Source organism: Algirhabdus cladophorae, assembly GCF_044772865.1.
In the GTDB taxonomy this organism is placed as follows: domain Bacteria; phylum Pseudomonadota; class Alphaproteobacteria; order Rhodobacterales; family Rhodobacteraceae; genus Algirhabdus; species Algirhabdus cladophorae.
In genome coordinates, this window is sequence record NZ_CP173029.1 from 2,367,849 (window position 1) to 2,386,635 (window position 18,787).

General features: G+C 56.2%; 18 protein-coding genes and 1 pseudogene. 12 read left to right on the plus strand and 7 right to left on the minus strand.

What is annotated here, in order from left to right:
* Positions 1-177 precede the first annotated feature (177 nt).
* Positions 178-2,064 carry a cation:proton antiporter gene (locus ACIRQ6_RS11300; RefSeq protein WP_420860692.1) on the plus strand — a complete coding sequence of 629 codons (1,887 nt, stop codon included), beginning with the start codon at positions 178-180 and terminating at the stop codon, positions 2,062-2,064.
* Here the strand turns inward: ACIRQ6_RS11300 and cobT are convergent.
* Complete coding sequence (gene cobT, locus ACIRQ6_RS11305; protein WP_420860693.1) at positions 2,061-3,071, minus strand: nicotinate-nucleotide--dimethylbenzimidazole phosphoribosyltransferase; 1,011 nt, start codon at positions 3,069-3,071, stop codon at positions 2,061-2,063. The two genes, ACIRQ6_RS11300 and cobT, sit on opposite strands and share 4 nt — an antisense overlap.
* A 76-nt stretch (positions 3,072-3,147) precedes the next feature.
* On the opposite strand from cobT, the gene cobS reads away from it, so the two are divergent.
* On the plus strand, positions 3,148-3,918 hold the full coding sequence (gene cobS / locus ACIRQ6_RS11310) for an adenosylcobinamide-GDP ribazoletransferase (protein WP_420860694.1): 771 nt from the start codon (positions 3,148-3,150) through the stop codon (positions 3,916-3,918).
* Positions 3,919-3,981: 63 nt separating this feature from the next.
* On the opposite strand, the gene ACIRQ6_RS11315 is transcribed toward cobS, so the two are convergent.
* The 5 genes from ACIRQ6_RS11315 to ACIRQ6_RS11335 form a co-directional block, all read right to left on the minus strand.
* Complete coding sequence (locus tag ACIRQ6_RS11315; protein WP_420860695.1) at positions 3,982-4,497, minus strand: CarD family transcriptional regulator; 516 nt, start codon at positions 4,495-4,497, stop codon at positions 3,982-3,984.
* A 169-nt stretch (positions 4,498-4,666) separates the two neighbouring features.
* Entirely contained in the window at positions 4,667-5,005 is a 339-nt protein-coding gene (gene fdxA, locus ACIRQ6_RS11320) for a ferredoxin FdxA (protein WP_420860696.1), read from the minus strand.
* A gap of 51 nt (positions 5,006-5,056) precedes the next feature.
* The gene (locus tag ACIRQ6_RS11325) at positions 5,057-5,458 is read right to left on the minus strand and encodes an RNA-binding S4 domain-containing protein (RefSeq protein WP_420860697.1); all 402 of its coding nucleotides are present in this window, start codon (positions 5,456-5,458) and stop codon (positions 5,057-5,059) included.
* A complete protein-coding gene (locus ACIRQ6_RS11330; RefSeq protein WP_420860698.1) occupies positions 5,458-8,166 on the minus strand; it encodes a helicase-related protein in 2,709 nt (902 codons plus the stop codon). The genes ACIRQ6_RS11325 and ACIRQ6_RS11330 overlap by 1 nt, the downstream gene beginning before the upstream one ends.
* Before the next feature lie 64 nt (positions 8,167-8,230).
* A complete protein-coding gene (locus tag ACIRQ6_RS11335) occupies positions 8,231-8,785 on the minus strand; it encodes a tetratricopeptide repeat protein (RefSeq protein WP_420860699.1) in 555 nt (184 codons plus the stop codon).
* An 88-nt stretch (positions 8,786-8,873) separates the two neighbouring features.
* Between ACIRQ6_RS11335 and ACIRQ6_RS11340 the strand changes: the two genes are divergently transcribed.
* The 7 genes and pseudogenes from ACIRQ6_RS11340 (at position 8,874) to ACIRQ6_RS11370 (ending at position 14,055) form a co-directional block, all read left to right on the plus strand.
* Positions 8,874-9,164: an SCP2 sterol-binding domain-containing protein gene (locus tag ACIRQ6_RS11340; RefSeq protein WP_420860700.1), complete on the plus strand. Its 291-nt coding sequence runs from the start codon at positions 8,874-8,876 to the stop codon at positions 9,162-9,164.
* Positions 9,165-9,166: 2 nt separating this feature from the next.
* A complete protein-coding gene (locus ACIRQ6_RS11345) occupies positions 9,167-10,147 on the plus strand; it encodes an alpha/beta fold hydrolase (RefSeq protein ID WP_420860701.1) in 981 nt (326 codons plus the stop codon).
* A gap of 321 nt (positions 10,148-10,468) precedes the next feature.
* Positions 10,469-11,320, plus strand: coding sequence for a DUF4394 domain-containing protein (locus tag ACIRQ6_RS11350; RefSeq protein WP_420860702.1), 852 nt, complete (start codon positions 10,469-10,471; stop codon positions 11,318-11,320).
* Positions 11,321-11,449: 129 nt separating this feature from the next.
* The gene (locus tag ACIRQ6_RS11355; RefSeq protein ID WP_420860703.1) at positions 11,450-11,992 is read left to right on the plus strand and encodes a sigma-70 family RNA polymerase sigma factor; all 543 of its coding nucleotides are present in this window, start codon (positions 11,450-11,452) and stop codon (positions 11,990-11,992) included.
* Positions 11,989-12,693, plus strand: coding sequence for an anti-sigma factor (locus tag ACIRQ6_RS11360; protein WP_420860704.1), 705 nt, complete (start codon positions 11,989-11,991; stop codon positions 12,691-12,693). Before ACIRQ6_RS11355 ends, ACIRQ6_RS11360 begins: the two co-directional genes overlap by 4 nt.
* A gap of 77 nt (positions 12,694-12,770) precedes the next feature.
* Positions 12,771-13,145 (plus strand): annotated as a pseudogene (locus ACIRQ6_RS11365) (fasciclin domain-containing protein); the annotation flags it as partial.
* A 238-nt stretch (positions 13,146-13,383) separates the two neighbouring features.
* A complete protein-coding gene (locus tag ACIRQ6_RS11370; protein ID WP_420860705.1) occupies positions 13,384-14,055 on the plus strand; it encodes a VPLPA-CTERM sorting domain-containing protein in 672 nt (223 codons plus the stop codon).
* Positions 14,056-14,398: 343 nt separating this feature from the next.
* On the opposite strand, the gene ACIRQ6_RS11375 is transcribed toward ACIRQ6_RS11370, so the two are convergent.
* Positions 14,399-15,160, minus strand: a complete 762-nt coding sequence (locus ACIRQ6_RS11375) for an HpcH/HpaI aldolase family protein (protein ID WP_420860706.1) — start codon at positions 15,158-15,160, stop codon at positions 14,399-14,401.
* Between the two features lie 83 nt (positions 15,161-15,243).
* Here ACIRQ6_RS11375 and ACIRQ6_RS11380 point away from each other — a divergent pair, with 83 nt between their 5' ends.
* Genes ACIRQ6_RS11380 through ACIRQ6_RS11390 form a run of 3 tightly spaced genes read left to right on the plus strand, consistent with a single transcriptional unit; the run spans position 15,244 to position 18,731 of the window.
* Complete coding sequence (locus tag ACIRQ6_RS11380; RefSeq protein ID WP_420863899.1) at positions 15,244-16,257, plus strand: ligase-associated DNA damage response exonuclease; 1,014 nt, start codon at positions 15,244-15,246, stop codon at positions 16,255-16,257.
* Complete coding sequence (locus ACIRQ6_RS11385; RefSeq protein ID WP_420860707.1) at positions 16,254-17,846, plus strand: ATP-dependent DNA ligase; 1,593 nt, start codon at positions 16,254-16,256, stop codon at positions 17,844-17,846. The genes ACIRQ6_RS11380 and ACIRQ6_RS11385 overlap by 4 nt, the downstream gene beginning before the upstream one ends.
* Positions 17,847-17,858: 12 nt before the next feature.
* On the plus strand, positions 17,859-18,731 hold the full coding sequence (locus tag ACIRQ6_RS11390) for an amidohydrolase family protein (protein ID WP_420860708.1): 873 nt from the start codon (positions 17,859-17,861) through the stop codon (positions 18,729-18,731).
* Positions 18,732-18,787: the final 56 nt, after the last annotated feature.

Here is an 18,787-nt window from a genome sequence, read left to right on the forward strand (position 1 = left end):
CTGCCCAATTTTACGGCATCACACCGCAAAGACCTGCGCTATCTGTCGAACATTCTAATGCGGGCCTGCCAAAACAGGGGAACTTAACCTATTTGGGTCCAGACTGCGCGTGTTTGGGCTGGCCGCATTGACGCTTCGCAAGTACCCTTGTGAAATCTCCACGCCTATGAGGTGCGCATGACCGAGTTCCTGATCCAAGCCTGTATCTATCTGGGCGCCGCCGTCATAGCGGTTCCGCTCGCCGCGCGGCTGGGGCTAGGATCCGTTTTGGGATATCTGATGGCTGGCATCGTGATTGGCCCTGTTTTGGGACTTGTCGGTGCCGAAACAACCGATCTGCAGCATTTTGCCGAATTTGGCGTGGTGATGATGCTGTTTTTGATCGGGCTTGAGCTTGAGCCGCGCGCGCTTTGGGACATGCGAGACCGCTTAATCGGATTGGGCGGCTTACAAGTCTCGCTGACAACAGGTCTGATCATGGGCGGCGCTATGATTTTGGGGTTAGAATGGAAAACAGCCCTCGCGGTGGGCCTGATATTTGCATTGTCCTCAACGGCTATCGTGTTGCAGACCCTTAATGAAAAAGGGTTGATGCAAACCGGCGGAGGCCGTTCAACCTTCTCGGTATTGCTGACGCAAGATATCGCTGTGATCCCGATGCTGGCCCTCTTGCCGCTATTGGCTGTCGTCAGCCCCGTCACAATCTCGGCCGATGGATCATTGAAAACCGCAGCCCACGCTGAGGATGCCCACCACACAATTTCCTTGGTCGAAGGCCTGCCCGCATGGGGCGTGACCCTTGTTACATTAGGGGCTGTGGGCGTGGTGATTTTGGCAGGTGTGTTCCTGACCCGCCCACTGTTTCGCTATATTCACATGGCTAAATTGCGCGAAATTCATACGGCAACAGGGCTTTTGTTGGTAGTTGCCATCGCCGTTTTGATGTCGATGGTCGGCCTGTCCGCGGCTTTGGGCACTTTCCTTGCAGGCGTCGTTTTGGCCAATTCCGAGTTCCGTCACGAATTGGAAAGCGATCTTGCGCCGTTCAAAGGCCTTCTGCTGGGTCTCTTTTTTATCACCGTGGGCGCAGGCATAAACTTTACCCTGCTCTTTGGTGCACCGGTTCTGATCCTTGCGCTTACCGTTGGCGTTATCGCGATCAAAGGCGGCGTCTTATTTATTCTTGGTCTGCTGTTCAAACTCAAGGGCCGCGATCAATGGTTGTTTACGCTTGGCTTGGCCCAAGCTGGCGAATTTGGCTTTGTGTTGATTAGCTTTTCTTTGCAACAAAACGTCTTGCCCCAATCCCTATCCGAGACTTTGCTGCTGGTCATTGCCCTGTCGATGCTGGTCACGCCTTTGCTGTTTATTCTCTACGAGATGATGACCAAAAATATGGCCGACACCAACGCCCATATCGAACCAGATGAAATTGATGAAGAAAATCAAATAATTATCGCTGGGGTCGGGCGCTTTGGCCAAGTGGTCAATCGTATGGTCCAAAATTCGGGCTTTCGGGCCACTGTGCTGGACCACAACCTTGACACCATCAATTTGCTACGAAAATTCGGGCTTAAGGGGTTTTTTGGCGATCCAACCCGCCCTGATTTGCTGCACTCAGCTGGGCTGGATACGGCCAAGGTTCTGATTGTGTCTGTGGACGACAAAAACGCCGCCACCCAGATCGTAAAATATGCGCGCAAACACCGCCCCGACCTGCATATCGTGGCACGCGCCTATGACCGGGTGCATGTCTATCAATTGTTTGCAGCGGGCGCAGACGACATTGTGCGCGAGATGTTTGATGCCTCGCTGCGGGCGGGCCGTTACGCCCTTGAGGCCATGGGCCTCAGCGAATTTGAGGCGCACGAGGCTGAGGTCAATTTCTACAAATTGGATCGTGCCGCTGTCAAAGACCTGGCACAGCTTTACGATCCGAACATCCCAATCTTGGAAAATGGACCCTATATAGAGCGCGCCAAAGAGATGAACCGCGATCTTGAGACAGCCTTGGCAGGCCAAACCCAAAACCCCGACGGCGAACCCGAAAATCAAAAAGCTTAGGCGTCGCTGACCCCTGCCTCGGCGAAGGTCGCCATGCCCGAATGGCAGGCCACGGCAGCTTTGACGATGTTCATGGCAAGGGCCGCACCGGATCCTTCACCCAACCGGAGATCAAGCGAGACCAATGGCTGTTTGCCCAAGGCCTCCAACATACGACCATGGGCGCCTTCTGCGCTGAGGTGCCCCGCAATCACGTGGTCCAAGGCGCCAGATTGCGCCTTGTGCAGACAGCTTGCAGCGGCTGTGCAAATAAACCCATCCATGACAACAGGGATGCGGTGGTGGCGCGCGCTGGCAATAGCACCAGCCATCGCCGCCAACTCACGTCCGCCCAAACAGCGCAATACCTGCAAAGGGTTGTCTGTGGCATGACGGGTCAGACCCTGGGTCACAACCTGCGCCTTTAGCTGCATACCGGCATCATCCACTCCGGTACCACGCCCGACCCAATCCGCGGCCACACCACCAAACAGAGCAGCACCAATCGCGGCCGCCGGCGTCGTGTTGCCAATGCCCATCTCGCCCACGGCCAACAAGTCAGCCGAGGGATCAACGGCGTTCCAGCCTGTGCTGAGGGCTGCGATTACCTCAGCTTCAGTCATAGCAGGGGCGGTGGTGAAATCCGCCGTTGGCCTGTCCAATTCCAAAGCATGCACATCCAGTTTTGCACCGACCACCGTACTCAGCTGGTTTATCGCCGCACCACCATGCTGAAAATTCAACACCATTTGCTCTGTCACTTCTGCGGGAAAGGCTGACACACCCTGTGCAGTAACCCCATGATTTCCGGCGAAAATAATAACCTGAGGCGTTTCAACATGAGGCTTATCCGTTCCCTGCCATCCGGCCATCCAGACAGCGATGTCTTCCAAGCGCCCCAAGGCAGCGGGCGGTTTGGTCAACTGCATATTGCGTGCTTCGGCCGCTTCCTGCGCCCGTACATCTGGCCCGCTTTGCGCGGCAAGAACCGCTTGAAAGTCGTCTAAAGTCGCGAAAGGAGCCGTCATCGTAGCCTCGTTGTCAAAACATCAGGTTTTGTTTAACCACTCGGGATGGCGCTGCAACAGTGGAAAGGTCATTTGAATGGCACAAAACGACATTGCCAAGTTTGATCTGTCTGATTTGGCGGCGGCCCTTGGCTTGCTCAGCAGGTTGCCTGTCAAAGTGGACTTTGACCGCGCCCAATTGCGTGGCGCGCGCGCAGTTTGGGCCTATCCTTTGGTCGGCGTTGTGATCGGCGCTTTGGCGGGTCTGGTGGGGACTTTGGCGCATTTCATCGGAGTGCCCCCCATGGCAACAGCGGCCTTAATGGTCGCCTGCAGTGCCATCACAACTGGTGCTATGCACGAAGACGGATTGGCCGATAGTGCCGACGGCCTGTGGGGAGGCTGGGACAAGGAACACCGGCTGAAAATCATGAAGGACAGCTATACCGGGGTCTACGGCGTGGTCGCTATTGGGCTGAGCCTAATCCTGCGGGTCAGCCTTTTGGCAGCTCTGGTGGACCAGATAAACCTTATCGTTCTGGGCATCGGCGTTGGGGCCCTCAGCCGCGCACCTATGGTGGCCCTCATGCACTGGTTGCCCAACGCGCGGGACGAAGGGTTATCCGCCTCAGTCGGCAGCGCACCTGCCCCCCAAACCTATGCGGCCTTGGCGTTGGGAACCGGCATCGCTATCTTGTGCTTTGGGTCATCATGCCTTGCAATACTTATCGGTACCGCAGTCGTCACCACATTTTGGGCCGGCATCGCCAAGGCCAAAATCCAAGGGCAAACTGGCGATATTCTTGGAGCCGGCCAGCAACTTTCGGCGATAGCAGCACTCTTATGCATAAGCGCCGCTCTGCACTAACGCTTTGAAAATCAAAAGGGCCCAGCGTCGCCGCTGGGCCCCCTTAAAAAATGGCTGTCGCGATTAAGCCGCTGTCACCCGCGATTGCAGGACGTCCGTGACTTCTTGACCAGCGGTGCCTTCGTCCGCACCGCTCACAGCGGCGACTTCGCGGGTCAGGCGTTCCAAAGCCGCTTCGTAAAGCTGGCGTTCGGAATAACTTTGCTCGCGTTGGTCGTCGTTGCGGTGCAAATCGCGCACGACCTCGGCGATAGCAATCAAATCGCCCGAGTTGATCTTTTGCTCGTATTCCTGCGCACGGCGCGACCACATGGCCCGTTTGACCTTGGCCTTCCCTTTGAGGATTTTCATACACTGGCTGACGATATCGGGGCTCGACAGCGCGCGCATGCCAACTTCGGTGGCTTTGTGCGTCGGAACACGCAATGTCATCTTGTCCTTCTCGAACGCAATCACAAACAGTTCCAGTTCAAATCCGGCCACTTCTTGTTCCTCGATGGATACGATCTTGCCCACACCATGGGCCGGGTAGACGACGAAATCGTTGGGGCTGAAGGGGGATTTTTTCGACTTACTCATAAAGGGTCCTTCCTTTGGCAGCGCGGTGTCTCAAGCGACAAAAAACCCGACCGGTCCAATGGAATCCAGTCAGGCGCGCTGTATGTCTCGCAATGATATCCCGCACAATATAGCACAAGAATCGCTCATTTAGAAGGGCAACCCTGCAAATGCTTGAACTGAAGGGGCTTTAGCCACCCTCGCCCGGTGCTTCGGAGAAATATTTCTCCAACTTACCCTCTTCGCCGTCGCGCTCTTCTGCGTTGGGCAGCGGGTCTTTCTTGGTGATGATCACGGGCCATTTTTCGGAATATTTGCGGTTGAACTCGACCCATTTGTCCATGTCCGGCTCGGTATCCGGACGGATCGCATCCGCGGGGCATTCTGGTTCGCATACACCACAATCGATGCATTCATCTGGGTGGATCACCAGCATGTTTTCGCCTTCGTAAAAGCAATCAACGGGGCAGACTTCAACACAGTCAGTGTACTTACACGAAATACAGGCATCATTCACGATATAGGTCATATCAAGGCTTCCAAATTCAGGTTTGCGGCATTGCTAGACCGTCCGCTGGCATCATTCAAGATGCGAACGCTTTTCGGCAATAATGTCGCGGCGATCTTTCTTGGTCGGGCGGCCCTTTCGATCGGCAAAGGGCGTTTTTCCCTCGTCCGACAGATCGCGCGGTTCGCGCACAATAGGGGCCAAATCTTCGTATAACTGCTGGGCCTCTGGAGCCGGACCGCGCCGTACACCGCAGGCGATGATCTTGATCACGCGCACGTCTTTTTCTTGCGGAAAGGTCAGTACATCCTCTGGGCCGACGCTACGCGAGGGCTTGGACACTGGCGTGCCGTTAACCCGGACTTTGCCCGCGCTGACCAGCTTGGCGCAGAGGCCACGCGTCTTAAAAAATCGCGCTTGCCATAGCCATTTGTCCAAGCGAATGGACGCAGCAGGGCTGTCCGCCCCGCTCATCAGTCTTTCTTGAGGCCCATTAACGCCGCTGCAAACGGGTTATCAGGATCGATCGGCTTTTCTTTCTTGGGCGGACGGGCTTGGAAAGACTGTGCTTTGTTGCCACCACCTTTGCCGCCTTGTTTGCCACGGGGTTTGCCACCCTGTTTGCCTTTGGAATTGCCCTGTGGTTTGCCACCGCCGCGACGTTCCCCTTGGGGTTTGTTGCCACGGTTGCCGCCCCATGCGAAGGTGTAAAACACTTCCATTTCGGGGGCTGCAGGGGTCTCATCCTCGGTCACTGGAGCCGGTGCAGGCGCAGGTGTTTCGCCCTCAGGCACCACTTTGACTTTCTCGCGCTCGCCTTTTTCGGCTTTATAGCCAAGACCCATCATCAGATCTGCAAACTGTTCCAGCGTCATACCTGTGATCGACAGCATGTCGGCCTTGGCTTCAAACCCGCCACGGCTGTCTTCAACCCGCAACTGATCGGCCAAGCGTTCCAACATATCGATCCGGATCGAGCGCTGCCCCGCAGGCCGGTAGCCCGATTGCAAATAAGTACCTTCCGGCAAACCATCGATCACTGGGATCGTCACCAAACCGGGCGGTGGGCTTTCGGGAAACTCGCTCAGGCCCTTGGACATAGACCACAACACCAAACGCAACCGCGTCGGTGCAGGTTTCAGCAACAAAGGCATAAAGATCGTGAACTGGCCAAAGCGGATGCCATGCTTGCGCAACGCTCCGCGGGCCTCTTGATCCAAGGATTTCACATCATTGGCCACGACGGCACGGTCCAGAACGCCAAAGTTCTCGACCAATTGGAAGGCCAAACCACGGGCCAAACCGGTGAGCGCCTCATCTTTGGACAGGGCCAACAAGGGCTCAAGCAACGTTGCAACCTTGCGGTCAATGAAATGCTGCAAACGGCGCGCAACTTTTTGCGCCACATCCGGTCCTGCCTCTTCATCGACAAAGGCCTCGACAGAAGGTTTTAAAGCGTCGCCACCCGGCACCAGCTTGCCCACAGCCAAAGTGCCCCACATCAGGCCACCTTGTTCGGTGAAGTCCATCTCTGTGTCGGGCGCATTATAGAACTTGTCCGCGGCCAAATGGAAATGCGGTGCCAAGGCCTGAAGGCTGGCTGCCTTGAGGGTTTTGGCCTCATCCGGGGATTTGCTGGCGTCTTGCTTGAACCGAAAGCCTTCAAGCTTGCCGATCAATTCGCCTTCTACGGTGACTTCACCTTGGTCGTTTACTTCAGCCACGAGGGCCTCCTTCTGTTTTAACCGGCGCAACAAAACCGATGTACGCCGGTCAACAAATCTTTGGGTCAGGGCACCGTGTAGCGCATCTGACAGTCGGTCTTCTACAGTGCGCGTCGCCTCACGCCAATGGGATTCGTCGCGCACCCATCCTTTACGCTGGGCCACATAGGTCCAAGTGCGGATAAACGCCAAACGTTTAGACAGGGCATCAATATCGCCATGGCAGTTGTCAATACGTTTGATCTGACGGGCCAGCCAATCATCGGGCAAACGGCCTTTTTCGTGCAAATAGTTGTAAATCTGGGACAACAGCCCCGCATGTTCCGAGGTGCTGATATCGCGAAAATCCGGAATCCGGCAAACATCCCACAACAACCGGACCGAGGCCCCATCGCTGGCCCGTGCGGCGACTTCTGGATCGACACTCAGCGCTTTGAGCGCAATCAGATCGTCACTGTCGCGCACCCTCGTCAGCCAATCATCATCCGTGCGTTCTTCCAATGAGCGGATCAATGCGCTTACGGTTCCAAATTGCAGCCGATTGTTGCGCCATTGCAGTTTTTTGACCGGCGCAAAGCGGTTTTCACAGATTGCCAGCGCTGTTTGATCATCCAGCGCTGGCGCTTCCCCGGTTACGCCAAAGGTGCCATTGTTCATATGACGCCCCGCTCGGCCAGCGATTTGCGCCAGTTCATTGGCTTGCAAATGCCGCATCTTGCGCCCGTCAAACTTGGTCAGACTGGAAAACGCAACGTGTTTGACATCAAGGTTCAACCCCATCCCAATAGCATCGGTGGCCACCAGATAATCCACATCGCCATTTTGATAGAGCTCAACCTGCGCATTCCGTGTCCGCGGCGATAGAGCGCCCATAACCACGGCCGCCCCCCCCTTTTGACGGCGCAAAAGTTCTGCCGTGGCATAAAGACTATCGACCGAAAAACCAACGATTGCAGATCGTTCGGGCATGCGACTGATCTTTTTGCTGCCCGTATGGGTCAGGGTCGAAAAGCGTTCGCGGTGCAGGAACTCAGCCTTGGGAATATTTGCTGCAATCGCCGACTTCATCGTGCTTGCGCCCATAAACAGCGTCTCATGCAAACCGCGCGCGTGTAGCAATCGGTCCGTAAACACGTGGCCCCGTTCGGGATCCGCGCAAAGCTGAATTTCGTCTACCGCCAGAAAATCACAGCCCATGCCGTCTGGCATCGCTTCCACGGTGCACACCCAGTATTTCACCCGCTCCGGTACGATCCGTTCCTCGCCCGTAACCAACGCCACGACCGAAGGGCCTCGAATAGCGACGATTTTGTCGTAAACCTCACGGGCCAACAGCCGCAAAGGCAGGCCAATAATGCCCGTGCGATGGCCCAACATACGCTCAATCGCGAAATGGGTTTTACCTGTGTTGGTCGGGCCCAGAACCGCAGTGATTCTGCCCTGAAGGGAGCTGCTCATAACATCGCAGAGTAGACCGTGGCGCGACGCGCTTCACAAGCCGAATTTGGTCTAAATTTGCAGCCTAAATATCCTGCCCCTGCACGGATTTCTCCAACCGGTCTATCGCCTCGATTACATCAGGCTTTTGCGGATGGATACGGTTGGCGGCGCGGAAGGCTTCTAGGGCGGATGCCTCGTCACCAAAGCCTTGGAACAACACACCCAGACCAGTCATAGCCCCGTAGTGATCGGGGTTCAGCACCAAAGTCTCTCGCAGATCATCCAGAGCCGGGCCCATCATCTCGAGGTTAAAGAAGGCCGTCGCACGCCCGTAATAGCCTTCGGCAAAAGCAGGGGCATGGTCCACAAGGGCAGTGAAATGTTCAATCGCCTCATTGAACTTGCCCGTTTCCAATGCATCGCGGCCCCGCTGCAACAACAAATCCATCGCTGGCGATCCTGAATTGCCCCAAGCCAATTCCACTTCTTTTTCGATCACTTTGTAGGTTTCGGGCGTCGCGTTGCGCAAACGGTCCAATAATGCGCCCGTGTCGGCCTGTTGTGCCGTAGCGTCACTGCCAAAAGGTAAGGAAAACCCTACTGTCAGCACGAATGCCGCAACGGTACGAAGGATCAAGGACTGTCTTATTCTCATAACTTCGCTAACTATAGCGCAGGCGGGGGCGAATGCACCCCCTCAGGCATGACAAAATGGAGAGCACGGTATGAGCGACATTATCAACAAGGCGGTAGAAGTTCTGAACGAAAAAATGGGCGGCCAAGGATTTGACGGGGTGGCAAAGTTTGTCATTTCCGAAGAAGGCGCATTGATCATTGATGCGGATGGCTGCCGCGCAGGGGACGACGAGGCCGACGTGACGCTGACCGCGGATACAGAGACATTCCAATCGATCTTGGAAGGTGATCTGAACCCCACGGCGGCCTTCATGACCGGCAAGCTAAGTGTAGACGGTGACATGGGTAAGGCCATGGCACTGGGAACAGTACTGGGATAGTTATGCTCGATTTGGGAATGATGGATACGGATATGGGTCTGACAGACGCCCCTTTCTTTGCAAATGTCGCACAAGGCCCCGAGGGCAGTGCCGCTTATTGGGCGGGCACTGCAGACGGCGTGCGCATTCGCCTTGGTCATTTCCCAGCAAGCCCACAAGCCAAGGCGCGCGGAACCGTTTTGATGTTCCCGGGCCGCACGGAATATGTTGAAAAATATGGCCGCGCCGGAAAACTTTTTTCCGACGCAGGCTATCATACACTGGCCGTCGATTGGCGCGGTCAGGGACTGGGGCAGCGTTTGGTGTCAGATCGGTTGATGGGTCATGTGGGTAAATTCACGGACTACCAACATGATGTGGCCGCCGTTGTGGCCGCAGCCCGCGAACTGGAACTGCCCGAACCCTATTACATGGTTGCCCATTCCATGGGCGGCTGCATTGGTCTGCGCGCTGTGATGGAAGGCCTGCCTGTAAAGGCTGCTGTGTTTTCCGCACCCATGTGGGGCATTGTGATGAAACCTGTGCTGCGGCCAGTGGCTTGGGTCGTCTCAACAGCGGTGCGACCGACACCATTTGCGCGGTTCTATGCGCCCTCTACTGTGCCCGAGCCTTATGTTTTGAAGGCAGCGTTTGATGACAACATGCTGACCACAGACGAGGATATGTTCGGATATATGCGCAGCCATGTCTCGTCACACACAGATCTGCAATTGGGCGGACCCAGCCTGCAATGGCTCAATGAAGCCCTGCGTGAGATGCTGCACCTCAGCAAACAGCCCAGCCCGGACCTGCCGATGCACTGCACCTTGGGCAGCAACGAACGCATCGTCGAGGCAAGCCGCATCAAGGACCGTTGTGAGCGCTGGCCAAACGGCACCCTGACCATCGCTGATGGGGCCGAGCACGAAGTGATGATGGAACGCGACGACGTCCGCCTGCCGTTCTTTGAACGTATGCTTGCTTTGTTTGAGGCCAATCGCTAGGCCGTCACGTGCACTTGCGCTGTGCGCAAAGCTGCGGACATCCAACAAACGCCCCTTCGCGCCGCTCATCCAATCTCGGCAAACCGCCAGTCTCTTTAGACAAGCCTGCTGGTTTGCACTGCGCTATCAACACCTGAACAAGTCCCTTGGGCAAGGCACAGTCCATTTGCCCGCTAAAATCGCTGGGATGTGGTCGCCCCCCTCCAAATAAAAATGAAAAAAATTAGATCGCACTGAAACTATCCGCCGCTTCCTTTCGTGGCTGAGATCAGAACGCATTCAAAACGATGCACACCTTGACCACCTTGAAAGGAAATAAACATGAACACTCATGCTCTTGTAACGTCCCTGATCGCGCTGGCAGCCAGCCCAGCTTTTGCAGCAGGTCACGCGGCCGTTTCCGGCTATGCCTTGGCAAATAGCGGTGCAACGCTTGTCGTGATGGGCGATGTGGATGCGCCTGCAAACGTGATGACATATGCCTTAGCGTCGCCCCTGAAAGCGATTGCTTGGCGTCCTGTTACGGGCGAGTTGCTGGGGTTTTCCGATGGGATGGTCGCAACGATTGATCCGACGTCTGGTAAAATGACTGATTTGAGCGCTTCTTTTATGGACGACGCGAAGATCGCAGACGACACAATGGTCGCGTTTGACTTCAACAACAAAATTGACGCTGTGCGCGCGGTGACATCAGCCGGTGACAACCTCGTTTATTTCCCACAAGGCTTTGGTGACAACGACGAACGCGCAGGGTCCGTGCGTCGGTTTACGGGTCTGGCTTACGCCGAGGGCGATCCCATGGCGGGCAGCACTCCGATGATCTTTGCCAATGCCTACACCAACGCCATCAATGGCAAAGCCGCAGGCACCACATTCCAGTATGCGCTGGATGCTGGGACCAACACGCTGGTCAGCTTGGCCAACAACGCAGGCACATTGGAAACCATCGGCAAAATTACCGTGGACGGCGCGGCAGTCGATCTGGCGCCAATGGGCGGCTTTGACATCATCTCGGCATCGGAAGGCGAGAATATGGCGCTGGCAATTTTACAAATGGAAGGCGCTGCATCAGCGGGGCTCTATCTAATCGATCTTGAAACCGGTGCAGCCACGATGAAGGCCGATCTGGGGATGGGCGGCATCACAGGCTTTGCGGCGTCGCTGGGCATGTAATCCGTTAAAGTTGGTTACTGAGTTTTTGGTTAATAGTACGGGATGGTCCCGGCGGCAGGAGATTGCTGTTCGGGGCCATTTCTGCCACGCAAACAAATAACGAAATTATTTGAACCAGTTAAGGCATAAATGACCGACCGTCAGCATATCGAAGAGTTTATTGGCAAGGTCGCACTTGGCGAACGAGCAGCTTTAGCAGCACTTTATGATGCCACCAGCGGGAAACTTTTCAGCGTCTGCTTGCGTGTCTTGAAAAACAGATCAGAGGCCGAGGATGCTTTGCAGGATGTGTATCTTAGGATTTGGGCCAAAGCTGACCGGTATGCGGTCACAGGTCATAGCCCAATGACATGGCTGATCACTGTTGCGCGAAATATAGCGATCGACCGGCTACGGGCCAAAAAGGAAAATCATGTGGACCTCGACAACGTCGGTGAACTGGCCGAGACGCGTCCCGGCCCTGAGGCCGCAAGCATCGCCGCATCCGAGCGGCGGCAAATCAGCCTTTGTTTTGACGAATTACCTACGGACCGTGCGAATGCCGTGCGTGCTGCCTATCTTGATGGTGACAGTTACCAGGCGCTTGCTGACCGCTTTGATGTGCCACTGAACACAATGCGAACTTGGCTGCGGCGCAGCTTGATATCTTTGAAGGAGTGCCTTTCGCGATGAGCGATCAACAGGACATATCGGGAGACGAGGCACTTGCCGCCGAATACGTCTTGCGCCTGCTTGACGCGGACGCACACAACGCATTCGAGGCGCGATTGCAAGATGAACCCGCCCTGCGCGCGCATGTCTATTTTTGGGAAGCCGAGTTCGCCCCCCTTGCCGCAGATTTGCCCGCCGAAGTGCCGAGGCCTTCGGTTCGGTCCAAACTCCTCGCCGACATCAGTGGCGGTGCCGCAAGCTCAAAACGCATCTGGACCTTTGGCTGGCTGACATTCCCCGGCTTGGCGGCTATTGCTCTGGCCGCATTTTTTGTCTTTGGTCCGATGCTGCGCGCCCCCGCGTTTGATCCGTTGCTGCATGCCACCTTGATTTCACAGGATGGTGCAGTGCACATCGAGGCGGGATATGCGCCAGACGGCAATTTATTCAAAGTGATCCCAATAGATGGTGGGCCTGCAGCGGGGCGCGATTTTGAACTTTGGGTTATTGGTGCCAATGCCGAGGCGCCTTTGTCATTGGGTGTAATTCCCGCCGACCGGGAAAGCCTGTTTGAAATCACACCGCAAATCGCGGCGCTGATCGACGGCGGAATATTGGCCGTCTCGGACGAACCGCAAGGTGGCTCGCCCACAGGTGCGCCAACTGGGGCTATTCTTGCCACCGACGAATTCTTCGATGCGGATTTATTTCAAGCGGGCTGAAACCCTGCGATGCATCTCTGCGCAGCTTCTCTCATAACCGCACAAATTTGCGGACAATACTTAAAGAGTAAATCCATATGAAACTTGCATCAAAGCTGGCGAGCATCATTGCAGCCTTAACATTTGCCACCACGGCCCACGCTGAAATTCCAATGGTCGGCGGCGCGACCATGTTCGAGACAAAGAGCATCGTGGAAAACGCCGTGAACTCGGCAAATCACACAACGCTAGTCGCTGCGGTTCAGGCAGCAGGCCTTGCGGAAACACTGCAAAGCCCCGGACCATTTACTGTATTTGCACCCATAAATGATGCCTTTTCTGCCTTGCCACACGGCACAGTCGAAATGCTGCTAAAGCCCGGAAACAAGGACATGCTGGTCAAAGTTCTTACGGCCCATGTGGTGGTGGGTGAGTGGTCCGCGGCCAAGATTGCACGCAAAGCCCGCGCCTCATCAGCATCCAGATAGCGCAGCCACGCAGCCAAGGCTTTGCGCTGAAAAAGCCAAAATCGCGAAACATACGACGGGTCATTTTTCAGATCGAGTTCCGTTATTGACGGATTTTTAGAAGTAAACTACCGTTAACGAGTTCGGGGACCACCCAATAGGATGGGCGGATTTGTGTCCCACCCTTATGAATTTCAAGAACCGCGTTTTAAGCATCTCAAAGTATTGCCAAAGGATTTATTCCATGAAGACCAGAACACTTCTATTAGCCACAGCCTGCGCCCTTAGTCCTATGATGGCCTCTGCGGCCTCTATCACTTTCACCGAAAGTCTACTTCAAACCGTCACCCCCAACGCTACGAACACCGAGGCGACTGCAACAGCGGGTGGCGTGACCCTGACCGCAAAAACGACAGACGGGCGGGTGGACTACTATGATGACAACGGCGGTGGCGGCAACGGGCTCTATATAGGGGCGATCATCCGGGGCGAAAACTACGGGACCAGTACATCGGCCCCCACATCCGGCAAATATGAGCTGAACTTTGACAAAGCGATCAATTCTATCAGTTTCGAATTCGACTGGCTGACCAATCGCGATCCCGCCGAGGCCATCACCGGTTGGGCCACCGAATTTGGCAGCATCGACATCGACTACACCAGCCTGCGCGCCACTGATTTCGACGACACCACAGACACCATTACCTCCACCGGCAGCCTTGGCAGCGGCATTGTCACCTACTCGGGTGCGGCCTTCACCAGCCTGTTCTTTGACCACACGCAAGCCGCGCGCAACATCGGCTTTGTGATCAACGAGATCACGATCTCACCGGTTCCAGTCCCCGCCAGCCTGCCCTTGGCGCTTGCTGGCTTTGGGATTTTCGGGGTCATACGGCGCAAGCAACGCCAAGCCTAAGAGTTTTACCAAAACCACAGCCAACCCCGAACAGATGTCGCGGTTGGCTGTTTGCATGTAGCTGATCTGGTTTACGATCCTCGCGCCCTGCTCCAGCCCAAGGACATACCACTCGGCCTCGCCTTCGAAACGAGCAGCCCAAAGGTTGCCGCCGGCTGTTTTTTTCTTCGAGCCAAATTCTTCAATCACCAATTGATATCCAATCAAGACGCATTTGCGCCTAGATAAAGCGGTCGAGGTGCGATCCTCAGATAGGTATCACCTTCTGCGGCGCCTCAAATCCGAATACACCCATTATCAGCCCAATCAAAAGGGCCCTGTGCAAGAACCGCAAAATCAACACCTACAGCTCATGAATGCCCGCTGCCGCCGTGCGTGCGCCTTGCAGCATCCACGCGTGTTCAGACGCGATAAAGAACACGCTCAGCCCGTATTTTTGCCAGTCCTGGGCCTTTGCCGCATCAGGCACGAAAGTCACGTAGGCTTTGCCTGCCGCCTTAGTCGCCTCGCCGACACGCTGCAACGCATTCATCAAATCATCCGAAGTCTGATGTTCGTGTCCATAGGCCACGGACAAGTCCGCAGGACCTAAGAACAGTGCGTCAATGCCATCAACAGCCGCAATATGAGCGGCGGCATCCACGCCCTCAGGCTCTTCGATCTGGGCGATGACCACAGTCTCATTGCGCGATTGTTCCAAGATCTCAGGCATGGGGCGCGTCGCATATCCGGCCCAGCGTGACGAGCCTGCATAGCCCCTGCCCCCATGGCCATAACGCGCGGATTTCGCCACCGCCTGCGCCTTTTCCACACTGTCCACATGGGGCACCACAAGGCCCACCGCCCCGGCATCCAAAGCCTGCAAAATCTCGCGGGGGCTGCTGTCACCGACACGCACTAACATCGGAAAATCCAAGGCCCGGGCGACCGCCATGCAGCCATCCATACGCGCCCGATCAAATGGCGCGTGCTCGCAATCCAGACAGAGGAAATCCAAACCAGACTTGGCCAAAACCTCGATGATCTCAATCGATGGTGTCTTTAGGAACGTTCCAGCAAGCGGCGCCCCTGACAGCATCTTTTCACGAAAACCGGCAAAACCCATGGGTCAAATCCTTTGTTGTTTGGGCCGAAACTACACCCATTGCATACCATTGCAAGCAGGCTTTGATGGGCTATCATTTGATCATGGCCGAACTTCTGACCTTCACCGAAAAAGGCATGTATTGCCCACAGGGGGATTTCTATATCGACCCATGGCTGCCGGTAGAGCGCGCCTTGATCACACATGCCCATGCTGACCACGCCCGCTGGGGACACCGGCATTATATGGCCACGGCCAGCTCGGCCCCTGTGATGCGGCACCGATTGGGTGACATCAATCTGCAGACCACGGATTACGGCACCACCACGCGCATCGGTGATGTGGATGTCTCGTTTCATCCCGCAGGCCATGTGCCCGGTTCCGCCCAGATAAGGATCGAACATCAGGGGCAGATTCTGGTGGCTGCTGGCGATTACAAGGTTGTGGATGATGGTCTGTCCGAGCCGTTCGAGCCCGTAAAATGCCACGCCTTTATCACCGAAAGCACCTTTGGCCTACCGGTGTTCAAATGGACGCCTCAGGACATCCTCGCCCAGCAGATCAACGATTGGTGGGCGGCTAACGCTGCCGAGGGGCGCGTTTCGATCCTGACCGCTTATGCTTTGGGCAAGGCCCAGCGCCTGTTATCACTAGTAAACCCAGACATCGGACCAATCCTGTGTCACGCGGCGATCGAGAACACCAACGAGGTGCTGCGCGCCCAAGGGTTCCACTTCGCCACGACCGAGCGGGTGACGAAAGACACTGACACCAAAACCCGCCGCAACGCGTTGGTACTGGCCACGCCTTCGGCCCTTGGCAGCGGCTGGGGCAAGCGGTTTGGCGATCATTCCACGGCCTTTGCCAGCGGCTGGATGGCCCTGCGCGGGGTACGGCGGCGTCGGGCGGCGGATCGCGGATTTATCATGTCCGATCACGCCGATTGGGACGGACTGAACACGGCCATCAAGGCCACAGGGGCCGAGACGATTTATGTCACCCACGGCTATACATCCGTCTTTTCCAAGTGGCTGGCCGAGCAAGGCTATGATGCCCGCGTTGTGCAAACCGAGTTTGGCGATGAAGATGCAGACGATACTGAGGCGGAAACAGAATGAAACGTTTTGCCCAGCTTTTCAACGCCTTGGACCAGACCACGCGGACCAGCGTCAAAACCAAAGCCTTGCGCGCTTATTTCGAGGAGGCAAGCGAGGATGACAAGCTGTGGTGCATCGCCCTTTTCTCCTCGCGACGTCCCAAGCGGGTCATTACAACCACACTTCTGCGCCAATGGGCAGCGGATCGGGGTGGTATTCCGTTGTGGCTGTTCGAGGAAAGCTATCCGATTGTGGGCGATCTTGCCGAAACCATCGCGCTTGTGCTGCCCCCACCGCAATCCATTTCAGACCATTCCCTGACCCATTGGATTAAACGGCTGCAAGACCTCAGCACTTTGGACGAGGACGGCAAGCGCACAGGCGTTTTGGCGGCGTGGGACAGTTTGGATACCACAGAACGGTTCCTCTTTAACAAACTCCTCACAGGTGGGTTCCGTGTTGGCGTTTCCACCAAACTGATGACCCGCGCCTTGGCCCAAGCCACGGGGCAGGATGAAGCGGCTCTGACCCACAAATTGATGGGCAAATGGACCCCTGCCACAACCAGCTATCAACACTTGGTATTGGATGACGACCCATCGGCGGATCTGTCGAAGCCCTATCCGTTCTATCTGGCCTACGGACTTGAGGCGGCGCCTGAAACCCTTGGCCCGGTCACCGACTGGCAAGCCGAACACAAATGGGACGGCATTCGCGGGCAGGTGATCCTGCGTGAGGGCGAGCATCATGTCTGGTCGCGCGGCGAAGACTTGATGACCGACCGTTTCCCCGAATTTCAACACTTCCTTAACTTTGTCCCCGCAGGGACGGTTTTGGACGGCGAAATCCTCGCTTTTGCCGATGAAAAACCACTGTCTTTCAACGCCCTGCAATCACGCATAGGCCGCAAGACTGTGCCGAAGAAACTGCTGACCGAGGCCCCTGTGATCCTCATGGCCTACGATCTGCTGGAATGGCAGGGCGAAGACATGCGCCAACGGCCCTTGGCACAGCGACGTAAGCTGCTTGACGATCTGGTCCAAAGCCTGCCCGCCCAAGTGCCCCTGCGCACCTCGCCCCCCATCCAAGCCAAAACCTGGAAGGATCTCGCGACGGAACGCGCCAAATCCCGCGAAATTGGCTCGGAAGGCCTGATGCTGAAACGCTTGGACAGCCCCTACTTGGCTGGCCGCAAGAAAGGCGATTGGTGGAAATGGAAAGTCGATCCCCTGACCATTGATGCGGTTATGATCTATGCCCAAGCAGGCCACGGCAGGCGGGCAAACCTGTTCACTGACTACACTTTTGCCGTTTGGAAGGGTGAGGAACTGGTGCCCTTTACCAAAGCCTATTCCGGTCTCAAGGACGAAGAATTTCGCCAGATCACCGCCTGGGTGCGCAAGAACACGTTGCAACGCTTTGGCCCCGTGCGCCAAGTCACGCCGCACCACGTGTTCGAAATCGCCTTCGAGGGCATCCAGAAAAGCCCGCGTCATAAGTCCGGCGTTGCCCTGCGCTTTCCGCGCATGCTGCGCTGGCGGCAGGACAAACCATTGGCCGAGGCGAATACGCTGGACGATCTGAACGCGATGTTGGAACAGTACGGCTGAAAGGACGCCATCATGACCCTGCCCCAAGGCCCTGCCCCATTGCCCCTACAGCCGCCGCTGGACCGCGCGCCCGATGGGGCCTGCGACGCCCATGTGCATCTGATTGACGGCTCTGGCGCGTTTCCCTTGTGGGACAAAAGGGTCGAGGATCCAGCACCATTTGATTTGGACACATGGCTGGATATGTACCGCGCCCACTTAGAGAATTTAGGCTGCTCACGTGGATTGATCGTGCATTCCATTCTGCATGGCGCCGACAATTCGGTAACGGTTGAGGCCGTGCACCGGATGGGCGAAGGGTTCAAAGGTATCGGCCTTGTGACCGATGCTGCACCCGACGCCGAGTTGGATCAATTTGTAGACTGGAACATGGCTGGCGTGCGCTTGAACTATGTGCATGGTGGCGTGTTGTCATGGGAGGGCGTGCAAACCATGGCCCCGCGACTGGCCGAACGCGGCTTGCATGTGCAAATGCTGATGAACGCCCACAATCATATGGACCAGTTAGAGGCGGGCGCGCGCGCGCTTCCCGTCGATCTGGTCTTTGATCACATTGGCTGGCCCGATGTCCCTGCTGGACCAGATGAACCCGGATTTCAACGCCTCCTTCGCCTGTTGGAAACCGGTAAAATCTGGATCAAACTCTCGGCGCTTTACCGGTTCAGCCAAGCGCCCTACACGCAAACCGATCCACTGGTCGCAACACTGGTCGCCGCCAACCCAGAACGCTGCCTTTGGGGATCTGACTGGCCGCATTTGATGCTAGGCGACGCAGACATGCCCCAAACCGCCCATATGCTGGACGCGTTCCACCGTGTCGTCACATCCACGGCACATCGCGAACAAATACTCGTGAAAAACCCTGCTCAGCTCTTTAAGTTTTAATCCTCTCTTGAGGGTTTGCTGCCACAGCCTTACCTAAGACAGACACATTACCAGAA

What these genes read in the sequence shown, in the direction of transcription:
- ACIRQ6_RS11325 (WP_420860697.1), bottom strand. Translation starts at nt 5,458, where the DNA reads ATGAGCGGGGCGGACAGCCCTGCTGCGTCCATTCGCTTGGACAAATGG.
- cobS (WP_420860694.1), top strand. Translation starts at nt 3,148, where the DNA reads ATGGCACAAAACGACATTGCCAAGTTTGATCTGTCTGATTTGGCGGCG.
- ACIRQ6_RS11390 (WP_420860708.1), top strand. Translation starts at nt 17,859, where the DNA reads ATGACCCTGCCCCAAGGCCCTGCCCCATTGCCCCTACAGCCGCCGCTG.
- ACIRQ6_RS11345 (WP_420860701.1), top strand. Translation starts at nt 9,167, where the DNA reads ATGCTCGATTTGGGAATGATGGATACGGATATGGGTCTGACAGACGCC.
- ACIRQ6_RS11355 (WP_420860703.1), top strand. Translation starts at nt 11,450, where the DNA reads ATGACCGACCGTCAGCATATCGAAGAGTTTATTGGCAAGGTCGCACTT.
- ACIRQ6_RS11350 (WP_420860702.1), top strand. Translation starts at nt 10,469, where the DNA reads ATGAACACTCATGCTCTTGTAACGTCCCTGATCGCGCTGGCAGCCAGC.
- ACIRQ6_RS11385 (WP_420860707.1), top strand. Translation starts at nt 16,254, where the DNA reads ATGAAACGTTTTGCCCAGCTTTTCAACGCCTTGGACCAGACCACGCGG.
- ACIRQ6_RS11375 (WP_420860706.1), bottom strand. Translation starts at nt 15,160, where the DNA reads ATGGGTTTTGCCGGTTTTCGTGAAAAGATGCTGTCAGGGGCGCCGCTT.
- ACIRQ6_RS11360 (WP_420860704.1), top strand. Translation starts at nt 11,989, where the DNA reads ATGAGCGATCAACAGGACATATCGGGAGACGAGGCACTTGCCGCCGAA.
- ACIRQ6_RS11340 (WP_420860700.1), top strand. Translation starts at nt 8,874, where the DNA reads ATGAGCGACATTATCAACAAGGCGGTAGAAGTTCTGAACGAAAAAATG.
- ACIRQ6_RS11330 (WP_420860698.1), bottom strand. Translation starts at nt 8,166, where the DNA reads ATGAGCAGCTCCCTTCAGGGCAGAATCACTGCGGTTCTGGGCCCGACC.
- ACIRQ6_RS11300 (WP_420860692.1), top strand. Translation starts at nt 178, where the DNA reads ATGACCGAGTTCCTGATCCAAGCCTGTATCTATCTGGGCGCCGCCGTC.
- ACIRQ6_RS11380 (WP_420863899.1), top strand. Translation starts at nt 15,244, where the DNA reads ATGGCCGAACTTCTGACCTTCACCGAAAAAGGCATGTATTGCCCACAG.
- fdxA (WP_420860696.1), bottom strand. Translation starts at nt 5,005, where the DNA reads ATGACCTATATCGTGAATGATGCCTGTATTTCGTGTAAGTACACTGAC.
- ACIRQ6_RS11370 (WP_420860705.1), top strand. Translation starts at nt 13,384, where the DNA reads ATGAAGACCAGAACACTTCTATTAGCCACAGCCTGCGCCCTTAGTCCT.
- ACIRQ6_RS11315 (WP_420860695.1), bottom strand. Translation starts at nt 4,497, where the DNA reads ATGAGTAAGTCGAAAAAATCCCCCTTCAGCCCCAACGATTTCGTCGTC.
- cobT (WP_420860693.1), bottom strand. Translation starts at nt 3,071, where the DNA reads ATGACGGCTCCTTTCGCGACTTTAGACGACTTTCAAGCGGTTCTTGCC.